This is a genomic window from Psychrobacter sp. DWR1-2-3, from assembly GCF_049896465.1.
GTDB classification, from domain to species: domain Bacteria; phylum Pseudomonadota; class Gammaproteobacteria; order Pseudomonadales; family Moraxellaceae; genus Psychrobacter; species Psychrobacter maritimus.
Map to the genome: position 1 here is coordinate 566,036 of NZ_JAFCUJ010000001.1, position 14,214 is coordinate 580,249.

Annotated in this window: 13 protein-coding genes; 3 read left to right on the forward strand and 10 right to left on the reverse strand. The window is 42.7% G+C overall.

What is annotated here, in order from left to right:
* Positions 1-8 precede the first annotated feature (8 nt).
* The 7 genes from ACP7AA_RS02295 to ACP7AA_RS02325 all read right to left on the reverse strand — a co-directional run bounded on the left by ACP7AA_RS02295 (position 9) and on the right by ACP7AA_RS02325 (position 7,851).
* The gene (locus tag ACP7AA_RS02295) at positions 9-1,466 is read right to left on the reverse strand and encodes an anion permease (RefSeq protein WP_201563321.1); all 1,458 of its coding nucleotides are present in this window, start codon (positions 1,464-1,466) and stop codon (positions 9-11) included.
* Between the two features lie 313 nt (positions 1,467-1,779).
* Positions 1,780-2,508 carry a YidB family protein gene (locus ACP7AA_RS02300; RefSeq protein WP_426222524.1) on the reverse strand — a complete coding sequence of 243 codons (729 nt, stop codon included), beginning with the start codon at positions 2,506-2,508 and terminating at the stop codon, positions 1,780-1,782.
* 285 nt (positions 2,509-2,793) lie between these two features.
* Positions 2,794-3,243, reverse strand: a complete 450-nt coding sequence (locus ACP7AA_RS02305) for a hypothetical protein (protein WP_426222525.1) — start codon at positions 3,241-3,243, stop codon at positions 2,794-2,796.
* A gap of 40 nt (positions 3,244-3,283) precedes the next feature.
* On the reverse strand, positions 3,284-3,583 hold the full coding sequence (locus ACP7AA_RS02310; protein WP_201563327.1) for a succinate dehydrogenase assembly factor 2: 300 nt from the start codon (positions 3,581-3,583) through the stop codon (positions 3,284-3,286).
* A gap of 167 nt (positions 3,584-3,750) precedes the next feature.
* Entirely contained in the window at positions 3,751-4,659 is a 909-nt protein-coding gene (folP, locus tag ACP7AA_RS02315; RefSeq protein WP_426222526.1) for a dihydropteroate synthase, read from the reverse strand.
* 204 nt (positions 4,660-4,863) lie between these two features.
* Positions 4,864-6,759, reverse strand: coding sequence for an ATP-dependent zinc metalloprotease FtsH (gene ftsH / locus ACP7AA_RS02320; protein WP_271133550.1), 1,896 nt, complete (start codon positions 6,757-6,759; stop codon positions 4,864-4,866).
* Positions 6,760-7,218: 459 nt separating this feature from the next.
* On the reverse strand, positions 7,219-7,851 hold the full coding sequence (locus tag ACP7AA_RS02325) for an RlmE family RNA methyltransferase (protein WP_201628228.1): 633 nt from the start codon (positions 7,849-7,851) through the stop codon (positions 7,219-7,221).
* Between the two features lie 379 nt (positions 7,852-8,230).
* On the opposite strand from ACP7AA_RS02325, the gene ACP7AA_RS02330 reads away from it, so the two are divergent.
* Together ACP7AA_RS02330 and ACP7AA_RS02335 are read left to right on the forward strand one after the other, a co-directional pair.
* Positions 8,231-8,542: a YhbY family RNA-binding protein gene (locus ACP7AA_RS02330; protein WP_183620392.1), complete on the forward strand. Its 312-nt coding sequence runs from the start codon at positions 8,231-8,233 to the stop codon at positions 8,540-8,542.
* A gap of 224 nt (positions 8,543-8,766) precedes the next feature.
* Positions 8,767-9,702: a hypothetical protein gene (locus tag ACP7AA_RS02335; protein ID WP_426222527.1), complete on the forward strand. Its 936-nt coding sequence runs from the start codon at positions 8,767-8,769 to the stop codon at positions 9,700-9,702.
* Between the two features lie 145 nt (positions 9,703-9,847).
* Here the strand turns inward: ACP7AA_RS02335 and ACP7AA_RS02340 are convergent, their stop codons facing one another.
* Positions 9,848-10,576, reverse strand: coding sequence for a CHAP domain-containing protein (locus tag ACP7AA_RS02340; protein WP_191691009.1), 729 nt, complete (start codon positions 10,574-10,576; stop codon positions 9,848-9,850).
* Positions 10,577-10,740: 164 nt separating this feature from the next.
* Between ACP7AA_RS02340 and ACP7AA_RS02345 the strand changes: the two genes are divergently transcribed.
* Positions 10,741-11,256, forward strand: a complete 516-nt coding sequence (locus tag ACP7AA_RS02345) for a hypothetical protein (protein ID WP_201625536.1) — start codon at positions 10,741-10,743, stop codon at positions 11,254-11,256.
* A 298-nt stretch (positions 11,257-11,554) separates the two neighbouring features.
* On the opposite strand, the gene lpxC is transcribed toward ACP7AA_RS02345, so the two are convergent.
* Together lpxC and ftsZ are read right to left on the reverse strand one after the other, a co-directional pair.
* Entirely contained in the window at positions 11,555-12,472 is a 918-nt protein-coding gene (gene lpxC / locus ACP7AA_RS02350; RefSeq protein ID WP_426222528.1) for a UDP-3-O-acyl-N-acetylglucosamine deacetylase, read from the reverse strand.
* 363 nt (positions 12,473-12,835) lie between these two features.
* Positions 12,836-14,032 carry a cell division protein FtsZ gene (ftsZ, locus tag ACP7AA_RS02355; protein WP_183620383.1) on the reverse strand — a complete coding sequence of 399 codons (1,197 nt, stop codon included), beginning with the start codon at positions 14,030-14,032 and terminating at the stop codon, positions 12,836-12,838.
* Positions 14,033-14,214 lie beyond the last annotated feature (182 nt).

The following is a 14,214-nucleotide window of genomic DNA, read 5'->3' on the forward strand; positions in this document are numbered from 1 at the left end:
TTTAACCTTTAATAATAACCAAGCAGCTTCCACCAAATCAAACCAGCGCCGATCCATACGACCAGATTTACCACACTCATAATGGCGCCAATACTCCACCATTCTCCTAATGTCACATAGCCTGAGTTAAAAATAACGGGCGCAGTACCCGTTGCATAATGGGTAAGCGTCATCATGATATTACCGGCGGCTGCTAAAATGAGCGCATATAACATCGGCGGTGCACCTAAGCTTAATCCAACGGCATAAAAAGCGGCAAACAGCGCGGTAATATGCGCGGTGGTACTGGCAAAGAAATAGTGAATATAAAGATAAACCAAAGTTAAAATAACCACAGCGCCGACCCAACCGACTCCTATCATGCCAATCATTGATTCGATATTATCAGAGAACCAGCTGATAAGACCGAGTTTGTTAAGGTATGACGCCATCATAATCAGAGCACCAAACCAGATAATCGTATCCCATGCCGATTTTTCTTTCAGTACATCATCCCAAGTTAAGACGCCAGTCAATATCAAGGTCGTCAAGCCAATAAACGCGGTGGTGGTGGCGTCAACGCTTAACTGTTCACCAAAAATTAGCGCTGGGATATTCGCCCACAATATCAGCATCAGCGCAAAGACGCCCAGCATGATTTTTTCTTGCAAGCTTACCTGACCCATCTCGGTCAGATTGTCTTTGGCAAATTTCTTCGCATCAGGCGTTACCTTAACATCGGGCGGATAAATCAGATAAATCACCAGTGGCATTAATAATAAACATAACATCCCTGGTATGAACATCGCCACCGCCCACGTCGTCCATGACAGCTGAATCTCACTGCCCGTTGCCTTATTGACCAAATCTACCACCAATGGATTTGGCGCAGTGGCGGTAATAAACATACCGGACGTAATCGGATTTGCATGGTAATTGACCATCGCTAAGTAGCGGCCAATTTTATTTTGGGTGCCCTCTTCTGGCGTAGAATGAAAGCTTTGCGCAATTGATCTCATAATTGGGTGAATAATACCGCCACCACGAGCGGTATTAGATGGCGTGATAGGTGCTATCATCAACTCTGCGGCAGTTAAAGAATACGCAACCCCAATCGTCTTTTTGCCAAAAATAGAAATAAAATAATACGCGATACGTCGACCTAAACCCGTTTTTATCAAGCCACGCGATATCATCACGGCAATACCAATCAGCCAAATCAGAGGACTTGAGTAGCTTGATAAAGCATCAGCGATGGCTTCTTTTGGACTCTCATTGGTCACCCCAGTAAGCGCGACCAAGGTAACGGCAATAATGGCAATCGCGCCGATGGGTAACACCTTACCAATGATGGCGACAATAGTAGCGATAAACAAAGCCAGCATATGCCACGCTTCGGGTGTGACTCCGTTTGGTACCGGAATAACAAACCAAATGATTAAACCAACTACAATGGCAATCGCTGCTTGGATAGGTTTAAATGGCATGAGAAATATATCCTTATCAATGCTTATAAAATCACACAGTCATGTCATATGAAATGCTATCGAGATAGTAACTGCGATAGGAAAAATACATGGGTCATATGAACATCTTATAAGATTTATATCAGCATTTTTCTATTGTTGACCATTTTTAACATATTTATTTAGCATACAGCATAAATATACGGAGATAAGTTATTAATAATAGCGCTAAACCATTGACCATAAAAAAGGAGCACTTTATTAAAAGCGCTCCTTTTTTATGATATTTTGGCTAAATTTGACGTTTAATCATACTGAATTTCAAAGTGCTCAATTATTTTAACGTCCCTAAGCGGCTCGATAATTGATTCATAATTTGATCAATCTCTTCGTTGGCTTCAGGTTCATTATCCAAATTGCCATTGGGCGTCAATTGATTCATCACTTCAGGCAACAGCTCAGCGAGACCTTGACGTACTTCCATCTCATTTGCGCCAGTATGCGCGGCTACCTGCTGGATTTCACTTTCATCAAATAAACGGGTAATTTCATTAGGGTCCAGATTATCATTGGCCTCTTGATTACTCATCCAAGAACGCGCTTGATTGTCATACCCCATACCAGTAATTTTTGATAAAGCGCCGCTTAAACCACCATTACGTTTGATCCAGCTGAGCACCATAGGCATAAGCGCAGCAATCAGCATGCCTTTACCGCCAAAGCCACTTCTAGAAGTTCGACCGCCAGTCGCCTGACCACCCAATACGCTACCTAAAATATCGCCAAGTCCACCAGCACCTGAGCTCATACCACCGCGTTGGTTGGCGCCTGTGAGCCCACCAATGATATCGTCTAGACCAAGGCCATTATCAGCGCGGCGTTCATACTGCTGCGGATTGTAGCCACTTGGCTGATTACCACCGCCCAATACGCCGCCCAAAATATCCCCTAATCCACCGGTACGGCGTGGATTGATACGTTGATTGACCGGATTGCGCTGTGCATCTTCTGGATCCATGGCACTGCGGGCAACTTGGCTCACTAAATTCCCTAATAAACTCATAATCGCTTCCTTTTTATTATAAAACATTCATTATCAAAAGCTTTGCATTCAGTTAACTCATGCAAATAGCCATTTACCAGAAATATGGCAAGTGGTTATAAACAGGTCGGTTTAAACAAACACTTAAATAAGTTAGCTATTGACGCTTAATTGCAATATAGCAAATCTCTTTCGCTATCTAGATAGGCATTTTGTTATGGGATGTAGTAGATCGTTAGCGATTAACAAGAAAATAAATGCAAGCAATGCCAGTCATAAATATGAGACTGGCTTTATTTAGGCAGTTTAATGAGAAATGGTATTTGCCAAAATCGTTAATTCGCGCCAGTGTTCTGCGCTGACTTGATCGCGAAATACCGTTACTGATAAATGACGCTGATAAGGTTCTATGACAATAAAGCTTAAGCATATAACCCATGGATAGCTACTCACCGCCGTAAGCTCTGCCTGCCATAGGGCATCACCGCGACTGCTACGCATGAGTTGTTGCCAATGCTGATAAACGCTTTTATCCAATGGCGGCTGGCTTAGATGCATTAATATCGGGCGCGATAACGCTAAGTAGCTGACGACGGCGACGCTAACCACAAATATCAGTACATATTGCCACAACGCCAAGGACGCAAGTCCTGTCAATATCACCATCACACTTGCTAAGAGCATATAAAATAACAGGCGCAAACAGCTTGCAGGCTGAATAGGTACATCGATACGTAGCGAAGTTGTCGATATCATAATTGAATACCCAAGCAGGCTTAAAATAAATATTAAACGATTACGTCAAGTCTTTACTATGGCGCCATGTTTTGATTTTATTGACCAAATCCCATATGGCTTCATTTTCTGGACGGCTTTGATTGGTAAAATAATCCAATAAATCAGGGTCTTCATGAGTCAGCATTTCTGCAAAAGTTGCCTGTTCGCTTGGGTCAGCGGTTAAATACAACTCTTTAATATAAGGGTCGATATAAAAGTCTAATTCTTTTAATCCGCGGCGGGCTTGATAAATAATGCGGCGTTGCTCGAGGGTGGGTTCTGGTTGATTGTTTGGCTCTGGTTGATTGCTAGTCGTCATAAAAGTGTTCTCGTAGGTTTAAATGGTATTTAACTGAATAGACATTTAGATAAATAATAAGGTTAATAAATAATAGGATTAAGCTGTATTTATAAAGATGCCATTTATAAAAAGCTTTCTTATAAAAAGCTTTCTTATAAAAAATTATTTTATAAAAAGGTAGTAGCCTATTGGCCTTGATGATAACTTGATAACTGCTGCCATAATGCCACGGCTTGCTGCATCATAGCGACATTGTGGGTACGGATAATACTAGCGCCCTGCTGCAGCGCAAAGATTCCAGCAGCTGTTCCTACCGCATCACGTTCTAGCGCTTGGGTAGTAGCAACGGCTTCGACTCCACTTTTAGTCAGTACTTCTGCTAAAAAGCGCTTACGGGAAATACCAAACATCATTGGTAACCCAAGCGTTTGCAGGCTATCAAGCTGACTTAATAGTGCGCGATGATGCTCATAGTCTTTTGCAAAGCCAAAACCTGGATCGATAATGATTTTTTCACGCTTAACGCCGACATTCGTTACCTCATCAATACGCGCTGCTAGCTCGGCACTGACGTCTTTAATCACATCATCATACTGTGCCAAATTATTCATCGTCGTCGGCTCACCGCGCATATGCATCAGCATGACAGGAATATCCAGCTTGGCTGCCATTGCCGCCGCACCATCACGCTTAAGCGCTCGTACATCATTCCAGATATCTGCGCCGGCATCAAAAGCTGCCTGCATAACCGCCGGGTTACTGGTATCAATAGAGAGCCAAATATCTTTACCTATGCTTCCTAGCTGCTGACGAATCGCTTTGACCACTGGAACAACGCGCTTTATCTCATCGCTAGTCGCTACAGCTTGCGCATTTGGACGGGTAGATTCACCGCCGATATCGATAATGCTTGCACCCGCGGCAATCATCTCTTTAGCATGGGCAAGGGCGCTATCGATAGCATTAAACTGCCCACCGTCAGAAAAAGAATCTGGGGTTACATTTAAAATACCCATGATATGCGGCTGCGATAAATCTAATACTTTATCGCGACTTATCACCGTATAATTAGGTAAAGGTTGGAATAATGACATAAGGTATCCATTATAAATTCAGTTCGTAAAATCGTTTTAGCTGTCGTGATAATCTACCAAGCTATAATGCCTATGATAGCAGCAAATCTGATGCTCTCCTAAAGCCTTGATAAAATTGTAGCAACAAAAAAGCCCTTTATTAAAAAGGGCTTTTTCTATCAAAAATAGATGCAATCTTAAAAAACTAGACTAATAAACCAGAAACTACATCGCTGGTAATGGCGGCGGTGTTGAAGTCGTGGTTTTCACATCATTTTTTGATAAGTTTACTTCATTATGCTGATAAACTCTTGGCGGACGCGGTTCTTCGCCAGCTAGAATATCCTGCAATTGATCGCGGTCAATGGTTTCCCATTTCATCAAAGCATCTACCATCGCATGAATTTTTTCTTGATTGCCTTCAATCAATTCGCGTGCGATGTCATACTGCTCTTCTAGCATACGGCGTACTTCTTCATCAACCTTTTGTTGCGTCGCTTCTGAAATCGTCCGGCCACCGCCACCGAAGTAACCTTGTGAGTTATCATCATCTTCATAGACCATGATACCTAGCGCATCTGACATACCGTATTTGGTAACCATCGCTCGTGCCATCTTGGTAGCACGTTCAAAGTCGTTTGAAGCACCCGTCGACATCTGATTGATAAATACTTCTTCTGCGATACGACCACCAAATAAAATCGCAATATCACTGAGCATTTTTGATTTATACATACTGGTTTGGTCGTGCTCAGGCAGCTGCCACGTCACCCCAAGGGCAAAACCACGCGGCATAATAGTCACTTTATGCACAGGGTCGGTACCCGGTAGCAACTCAGCAACTAAGGCATGACCCGCCTCATGATAAGCAGTCGCACGGCGCTCTTCTTCACGGATGACCATTGATTTACGCTCAGGACCCATATATAGCTTGTCTTTTGCATCTTCAAAGTCATTCATATCGACGCTGCGCTTGTTACGACGCGCGGCAAATAAGGCCGCCTCATTCACAAGGTTGGCTAACTGCGCACCACTAAATCCAGGAGTACCACGCGCCAATGCATGCGCATCGACACCGATGGTATTTGGTAATTTACGTAAGTGCACTTTCAGGATTTGTTCGCGACCTTTGATATCTGGCAGACCTACTTGCACCTGACGGTCAAAACGACCCGGACGCAATAGTGCTTTATCCAGTACATCAGCACGGTTGGTCGCCGCAATGACGATAACGCCTTCATTGCCTTCAAAACCATCCATCTCAACCAATAATTGGTTCAATGTCTGCTCGCGCTCATCGTTACCGCCGCCCATACCTGAGCCACGATGACGACCGACCGCATCAATCTCATCGATAAAGATGATACAAGGCGCACTTTTCTTCGCTTGCTCGAACATATCACGCACACGCGATGCACCAACACCGACGAACATCTCAACAAAGTCAGAACCTGAAATTGAGAAGAACGGTACTTTAGCTTCACCAGCGATGGCTCGTGCTAAAAGCGTCTTACCCGTACCCGGAGGACCTACCATCAAGATACCACGTGGAATCGTTGCACCCAATTTGGTAAATTTATCAGGGTCACGCAGGAACTCAACGACTTCAACGACCTCTTCTTTGGCTTCTTCACAGCCAGCAACGTCATCAAAGTTAACCTTGATTTGGTCTTCGGTCAGCATTTTGGCTTTTGATTTACCAAAGCTCATCGGACCACCGCCTTTACCGCCAGCGCCGCCCTGCATATTACGCATAAAGAATAGGAACAGACCAATAATTAATAAAATTGGGAAACTGGCTATCAATAGTTGCATCAAGACACTTTGACGTTTAGGCGCGGTACCTTGCACCTCAACTTGGTTTTCACGCAATAGCGGCATTAGCTGTTCATCAGCCACGGCTGGTCGAATGGTCTCAAATGATGAGCCATTTTTCTTTTCGCCGGTGATTTGCTCGCCATCGATTTCAACACTGGCTACTTGGTTTTCTGACACAGCGGTCACAAACTCAGAGTAGTTAAGGCTATCCGGCTCAGAAGATTGATCAAAGCCGCTAAACACCAGCACTAAAACGCCGATTACCACCAGCCACAATAAGGTATTTTTTACCATGTCGCTCACTAGTTATTCCCATCCCTTACTTATTGGTGTGTTTGTTAAACACGTGACGTCTATATGCAAACGTATGCCTCATTATTCAATACCCATTTGTAAATTATCGTTCAAGCTCGGATTTAAATAACTTAAAACCCTAAGCAAGATAAATAGACAAACGAACATAAATAACTGAGCCAATAAAGCGCTTACTATTAAACGACTTTGCTTAAAACAACTCTGTTTAAAACACAGCCTTAATATATAGGTATATATTTAAAACGATATAGATTCAAAACAAAGTTAATATACCATGATATGTGGTGCTAACCTGAATAATTCAAGCAGCATTCCTATTTATTCAGTTAACGATTGTAGCGGTTTTATGTTAATCAGCAATACTCTTGATGATGAAATCCCATCATCTGGAAAATTTGTGCAACTGATTGACCTTAAAACCATTTTATAGAAAGGTTTGCATACCTGTTACTTGATGGCAATCCAAAACATCTCTTTTGAGCGTGGTCGTGAAGCACCCGGTTTGATACTACGAATTTTACTAAAATCCGCCTGCATCTGCTTGCGTAATTCCTGTGTACCCTCGCCTTGAAACACTTTCATAATAAGCGCGCCACCTTCTGGTAAGGTTGCGAGGGCGAAATCGACTGCCAGCTCGCATAAATACATCATACGCGGCTGATCGATGGCGCTATTGCCAGCGGTATTGGGTGCCATATCGGACAACACCACATCGACCTGTTTATCGCCCACTTCTGCCATGATACGGTCAAACACCTCTGCCTCGCGAAAGTCGCCCTGAATAAAGGTAACATCGGGCAAGGTATCCATTGGCAAAATATCAGAGGCTATCAACACGCCTTTTTCACCGACCAATTTGCCAGCGACTTGTGACCAACTACCCGGCGCACTGCCTAAATCGACGACGGTCATGCCTTTTTTGATCAGATTGGTCTTCTCATTAATCTCAAGCAACTTATAAGCAGCACGGGCACGGTAGCCATCTATTTGGGCTTTTTTCACATAAGGATCGTCAATGTGCTCCTGCATCCAAGCACTGCTGCTTTTTGACAACTTTTTATTTTCAATACGCGTGACCAAAATGACTGCTCCTATTACTTTGCAAAACATGGCTAGCGGCTTATAAGGTGGCTATCTATAACGATTCAATATCTGTCTATTGATAAAACAGTTGTCTATAACATGGCTATTGCTAGGCGCTTAAGCTACCTAGCTAAATTAGCTATTGAACCTCTTATGCACCTTGTAACCTTTTACGGTTAAATTCTCTTGGTGAAAACACTGCTTTATAAGACCGTAGCGTTTATAATGTACTCATACTTTCAGTTTAACATTTTCATCACGTAAAATCGTGCAAAATCCTGCTGATCTCATGCAAGATGACCACAGATTATCTATAATGGTCATTATCTGCTCTCAATAGCACCATCTTTTATTTTTACCAACATCTAGGAATTATATGCAACTCGATAACGCTACCATCAAACGCCTAAAAGGCATTGGTCATGACCTAAAACCTATCGTTATGATTGGCAACAAAGGTATTACCCCAAGTATCACTGAAGAGATTGATCGCGCTTTAACGGATCATGAACTTATCAAAGTAAAACTGCCAGCTGGCACCAAAGAAGAACGCGATGTCATCGGCGCTCAGCTTGCAGCGGCAGCTAATGCCTCTTTGGTTCATTCAATTGGTCGTATGGCGCTTTTGCTACGTAAAAACCCACATGCCAATCCTAAGCTATCAAACCTTGCTCGTCATGCGCAGTAAGTTGTTATTTTCAGCTTAGTTTATGTTCTATCCTATCTAATAAAAGCCGCTCAGCATTTTGCTCGCGGCTTTTATGTTATCTATACGCCATTTCCTGTTTTCTATTTATAGTCAGTCCTAAATAAAATCAGTACAAGTATTATAACGCGCTACTGGTATTCATTTTATAGCGAACCGCCTATAAGATATCCTTAATACTATTAAACTGCGGATATTATTAACTTATGAGCCAAACCTTTCATCTATGCCTCGCAACCGACACCCTTGCCGCTGATGCCCAAACTCTTGGCGTGACGATAGAGGACTTACAAAGCATTCAGGTAGAAGTCATCGCAACCTTAGCTCAAACAAATCAGATAGCCCAAACCGCACAGATAACTCGAAGCGCGCAGCAGCCAGAATGGTATTTACAGCTTGATTATCACATAACGCTGCCACTTAAATCGTTAGCGGCGCAATTAGACTGGCCAACATGGCAACCGACACAGGTAGGATTTGCAGATTATTTATGGGAGCAAACTTGCCTTGAGTGCTTTTTAGCAGGTGGCTTAATAACAGACAAATTAATAAATAATAGCGTTTCGATAAATGACGCTAATGAGATTGGCATTGATGGAGCGGATGCTAATAAAACTAGCGCTTATATTGAAGTTAATGCCAGCCCTGACGGTCGTTATGCGCTTTACGAATTCGAAAGCTATCGTAATCCTGCGACACTGCCGCCAACGCCGCTTTTACAACCTGATGGGCAAATACGGACGTTTATTAACTGGACAGCCAGCCATTGCCCTGCAAGTAATGACACTGCGAATAATGGCATTGCGAATAATGACACTGCCAACGCAGAGCAAAACTCTTTATCAGCGCAAATCGAACCTGCTATCGATTCATTGACACCTAATACCAGCACCGCTAACCCTTATCTTTATGAACGCAGCTTTGCTGTGCCCTTAAGCCAACTATCTAACGCAAAGGCTTTTATCGATGATACTGCCATTGAATACATTCATCCCTGTGTGATTTTAAGCTTTGCCACGACAGTTAGTACAAGGCTCGGTACAACGGCGTTATATTTTGCGCCCACACACGCCTCCCCGCCCGATTTTCACAATCTGCAATATTGGTCAATATTTGATAAGCAGGCAGCGCTGGCTAGATAGCTGCTTAAATTAAGCACCTTCTCCAACTACATAGCTTCTTTAATCAAATAACCTCTTTATGCCAAGCAAAAAAAACCAGTAATGTCATAAAGAGCATTACTGGGTTCGGAGAAAACTTTTGAATTACGTTACATCTAGCTGCTGCTTATTTGTCAGCCATTGCAAGGTAGATACCGCGATCTGATGCATCATCGACGTATTTTGAATCACGCCATGTCGTGTAGTTATGATGACCGCTGTATGGGCTAATGCTGTTTTGACGGAAGTCAGAAACCCAATCATTACCATCAAATATTTGAATATGGCCATGCGGGCGTCTTGAGGTGCGATCATAGACCACGACGTCGCCTACTTGTGGCTGCGTATTGTTACTGATTTTAGTAAAGCCAGCTTGGGCCAATGTGCCACGAGAGGCATACTGATACGCTGAAGGGTTAGGCGTAAATTCATAACCCGCTGATTGTAGGGCTTTACGCACATAACGAGCACAGTAACCACTACTGCTAGATAGCGCCACACGTGAAGCATTGGCGGCGGCAATCGCAGGTGCAGAATAACGATCTGGCACTGAGCTTGCTTGCTGCTGACGCTGCTCATAAGACAAGCGGCTGGTTAGCGAGGCAAGCTGATATTCTTTTTGCTTAGCATGGGCACTAAGATTGTCAATTGCTTGACTGATTTCATCATTGCTTGAGACATAAGCACCACTTTTAGTGCTATAGATATTGCGACTTGAACCGTAGTTCGCAGAAGTAGAGATATTGGTGATGGTATGACTCAAGGTATTATTTGGTTGAAAGGTTGTTTCGACAGCACCACTCGTCTGTGCTATACCCATTCCCAATACTGACAAAATTAATAAAGCTTGTTTCATAAATTTACTACCTATTGTGAATACAGGATTGCTCGTCATCCGTGACAAAGCATGAATTAATTTAGGGAAGATGACCATGAAATAAACATGATAAAATCCTTAGTACAAAAGCTCGCTGTTTATGATGAATATCGATTTTGTCACCTATTAGATGAGTGTTCACGATGTCAAAAAAACAACCTAACCGACTTGCTAAACTTATCGATCATCAAGCCTTTGCTGGTAGTGCGCTACCTCAAACATTGGCTGATAATATGCGTTTATATCTGCAAGCTACGACCGAAGTAAAAGAGCTTTTGGTAGATTGTCTACCTGAGGAAATCCTCGATAACTGCTGGGTCGTGGGCTTAACCTCTGAGCAACTTATACTCAGTGTGGGCTCGATGACTGCCGCCAATCATATTCGCTATTTACAGAGCGCTTATTTGCAGGTGTTAACAGAGCAGTCAATTACATTTAAACAACTCAAGCAAATCCGCGTCGTAGTAGCCAAAAATTCTGCCCATAACGATTATCCTAAATCATCACAAGCCTTGTCGGCACCCTTATCAAAGCCTCGTAAAGCCCATGAAAATCAGGCTCTTAGCCAAAACACAAAGCGGACTATATCACAGGCTGCAGAGCATGTCACCACTGATGAAAATCTCAAAAAGGCACTTTTGCGCCTGATTAATCCGTAAAAATACCCGCTTTACTCTGTAAACTTATGTAAATTAAACCCGTAATTGACGCCGATAAAGCTGCGTTTTTGTAATTACGTCAACAAAAAAAATCATCTGTCAGTGCCATTCACAATGTGAACCTCACTGACAGATGATTTTATTATTTCTCACATCTTTTATTTTACCTACTCTGAAGCAGGTTATTGGTAAAATGAGAAAGAAAATATCTATTTAAACGAATATTATTTAGCGCTACTTATAACCATCTTATGTAATATTGCGTAAATGTTTCGATACTTCGTGTATATTCCTGTATTCATACTTCAACTGTTAAACCATTTAATGGTAAATATTCGATAGGACAGGTTACATTGTCATCAAAAGTTACAATTTCAAAGTTATCAGGATCTGATAATATCTCACGTACCAACATATTATTTAGTGCATGACCAGACTTATACGCATTAAAACGACCTAAAATCGGATAACCAATCAGATATAAATCGCCTAGCGCATCTAAAATTTTATGACGTACAAATTCATCATTAAAGCGTAAGCCTTCTTCGTTAAGGATACTGGCATCATCAATGACAATGGCATTGTCCATACTGCCGCCTAACGCCAAGTTATTCTGACGCAAAGTTTCGATATCACGTAAGAAACCAAAAGTACGCGCTGAGCTCAACTGCTCAATGAAGTTTTGCGTTGAAAACTGCAATTGTGCATGCTGAAAATCTTTATCAATGGCTGGATGGTCAAAATCAATCTCAAAATTGAGCTCAAAGCCTTCATAAGGACGTAACTCTGCCCATTTATCGTCAACTTTAACGCGTACTGGGCGCACAATCTTAATAAAGCGCTTTGCCACTTCTTGTTCACAAAATCCTGCTTGTAGCAGCAGTCCCACAAATGGGGCGGCACTACCATCCATAATCGGTATCTCTGACGCCGATACGCGGATTAACAGGTTGTCAACGCCAAGTCCTGCGACCGCACTGAGCAAATGCTCAACGGTGCCCACACGGGTGCCACCAAATACGAGATTCGATGACATCATGGTATCTTGTACCAAAAAGGCACTGGCAGGAATAGGATTGCTACCGACAATATCAGAACGTTCAAATACGATTCCGGTATTGATCGGTTGTGGATGAAACTCTAAGTCAACAGGTTGACCACTATGAAGACCAGTACCTGTAACGGCTATCGCTGTTTTTATGGTTCGTTGGTTCATGGCTGTCTTCTCACATATTTTGTTACAATTGACATAGTGTAGCATTACCCGACCCTATTTCGCTAGCGCTAAAAAGCGTTAATTTGCTTATGTCTTTGATTGATAACACTTATCGTCATTATTTTAACGATGACTTTTAGCAGACAATACACTGTCAATCAGCGATAAATAACGGTTTATAGCTATTTATAAGCAGCAATTTGATAGAGCGTCACTTTATTTATAAAGGTTGTATAAATAGCCCGCTTATAAATAGACAAAGCTTAAAGACAGGCACAAAAAAGCCAGTATCGACATACTGGCTCTTTTTTATTCATACTATCTACAACAAGCATTCATTTTAATGACTACTTATTCTAAGCACTATTTGTTCTGTTGGCGCTTAAGATAATCTTGAATACTGTTGGTTTTGGTTTTAGGCTGCTCTTGAGTCACATTTGCGCGTATCGGGCTTTCTTGATACTGAGCTTGCGACTGTTTTTGACTGTTGAGCGCGCTGGTATGTAAGTTTGGATCAACAGGCTGGGTGCTGTTTACCGATGGCACAGGCTGCTCTACCACTTCAGGCTCTTGACCAGCATTTTCATCTAAAGTCAGACCGGTTGCGATGACTGTTACATGTAAATCATCACCCATTTTTTCATCAATCACTGAACCATAGAAAATATGCGCATCATCTATATCAGTAATTTCTTCAACGATGACACTGATTTTGCTCATCTCATCCAATGATAAAGATTCAGAAGAGATGACGTTAACAAGCAAGCCTTTGGCATTCTCTAAACGCAAATCATCAAGCAATGGCGATCTGATGGCTTTCTCGGTCGCTTGACGCGCACGATCATCGCCGCTGGCGCGACCGATACCCATCATCGCATGACCTTTAGCTGTCATCGCGGTGCGGATATCGTTAAAGTCAATATTAATCATACCTTCGCTGGCGATGGTTTCTGCAATACCCTGTACCGCATGCAAGAGGACGTCATCAGCTTTTTTGAAGGCATCTTGCATAGAGATGTTGCCATAGACACTCATAAGTTTGTCGTTTGGAATGGTAATGATAGAGTCAACGAAATTGGTCAACTGCTCGATACCAGCCTTAGCAGCCTTGATACGTTTGCCACCTTCAAACTTAAATGGTGTGGTCACAACTGCGACCGTCAACACTTCCATCTCTTTAGCAATACGCGCAACCACTGGAGCGGCGCCCGTACCTGTACCACCACCCATACCCGCGGTAATAAAGACCATGTCTGAGTGTTCAAGTAAGGCACGGATGGCTTCTTCTTCGCTTTCTGCGGCTTCACGGCCCACTTCTGGGTTTGCCCCTGCGCCAAGACCACGGTTGGTCTTAGCGCCAAGCTGCAATTTATGCGGCGCTGTCAGACGATCGAGCGCTTGTTTATCCGTATTGGCACAGACAAACGTTACACCTCTAATTCCTTGTTGTACCATATGCTCAACCGCATTACCGCCGCCGCCGCCCACACCGAATACAGTGAAGCTTGCCTGGCCGTTGTTTTGAAGCTGATTATCATCTGGCATGGTGTATTTTGACATAAAAAGGTTTCTCCAGTTGCAGATAGCGTGATGGTCGATACGTGGTAACACACTCATATGGCGCGCTATCGACTTACTATATATAAATGTATTTAAATAAAACAGGGCAAAGGCTTAAATAGTTGTGCTTAGCCTATATATGCCGTTATTGTACAGGGTGTTGCTTTAAATATGCTTACCTA

Excerpts from the sequence above, each read along its gene's own strand:
- ACP7AA_RS02295 (WP_201563321.1), bottom strand. The coding sequence starts at position 1,466 with ATGCCATTTAAACCTATCCAAGCAGCGATTGCCATTGTAGTTGGTTTA.
- ACP7AA_RS02300 (WP_426222524.1), bottom strand. The coding sequence starts at position 2,508 with ATGAGTTTATTAGGGAATTTAGTGAGCCAAGTTGCCCGCAGTGCCATG.
- ACP7AA_RS02305 (WP_426222525.1), bottom strand. The coding sequence starts at position 3,243 with ATGATATCGACAACTTCGCTACGTATCGATGTACCTATTCAGCCTGCA.
- ACP7AA_RS02310 (WP_201563327.1), bottom strand. The coding sequence starts at position 3,583 with ATGACGACTAGCAATCAACCAGAGCCAAACAATCAACCAGAACCCACC.
- folP (WP_426222526.1), bottom strand. The coding sequence starts at position 4,659 with ATGTCATTATTCCAACCTTTACCTAATTATACGGTGATAAGTCGCGAT.
- ACP7AA_RS02330 (WP_183620392.1), top strand. The coding sequence starts at position 8,231 with ATGCAACTCGATAACGCTACCATCAAACGCCTAAAAGGCATTGGTCAT.
- ACP7AA_RS02335 (WP_426222527.1), top strand. The coding sequence starts at position 8,767 with ATGAGCCAAACCTTTCATCTATGCCTCGCAACCGACACCCTTGCCGCT.
- ACP7AA_RS02340 (WP_191691009.1), bottom strand. The coding sequence starts at position 10,576 with ATGAAACAAGCTTTATTAATTTTGTCAGTATTGGGAATGGGTATAGCA.
- ACP7AA_RS02345 (WP_201625536.1), top strand. The coding sequence starts at position 10,741 with ATGTCAAAAAAACAACCTAACCGACTTGCTAAACTTATCGATCATCAA.
- lpxC (WP_426222528.1), bottom strand. The coding sequence starts at position 12,472 with ATGAACCAACGAACCATAAAAACAGCGATAGCCGTTACAGGTACTGGT.
- ftsZ (WP_183620383.1), bottom strand. The coding sequence starts at position 14,032 with ATGTCAAAATACACCATGCCAGATGATAATCAGCTTCAAAACAACGGC.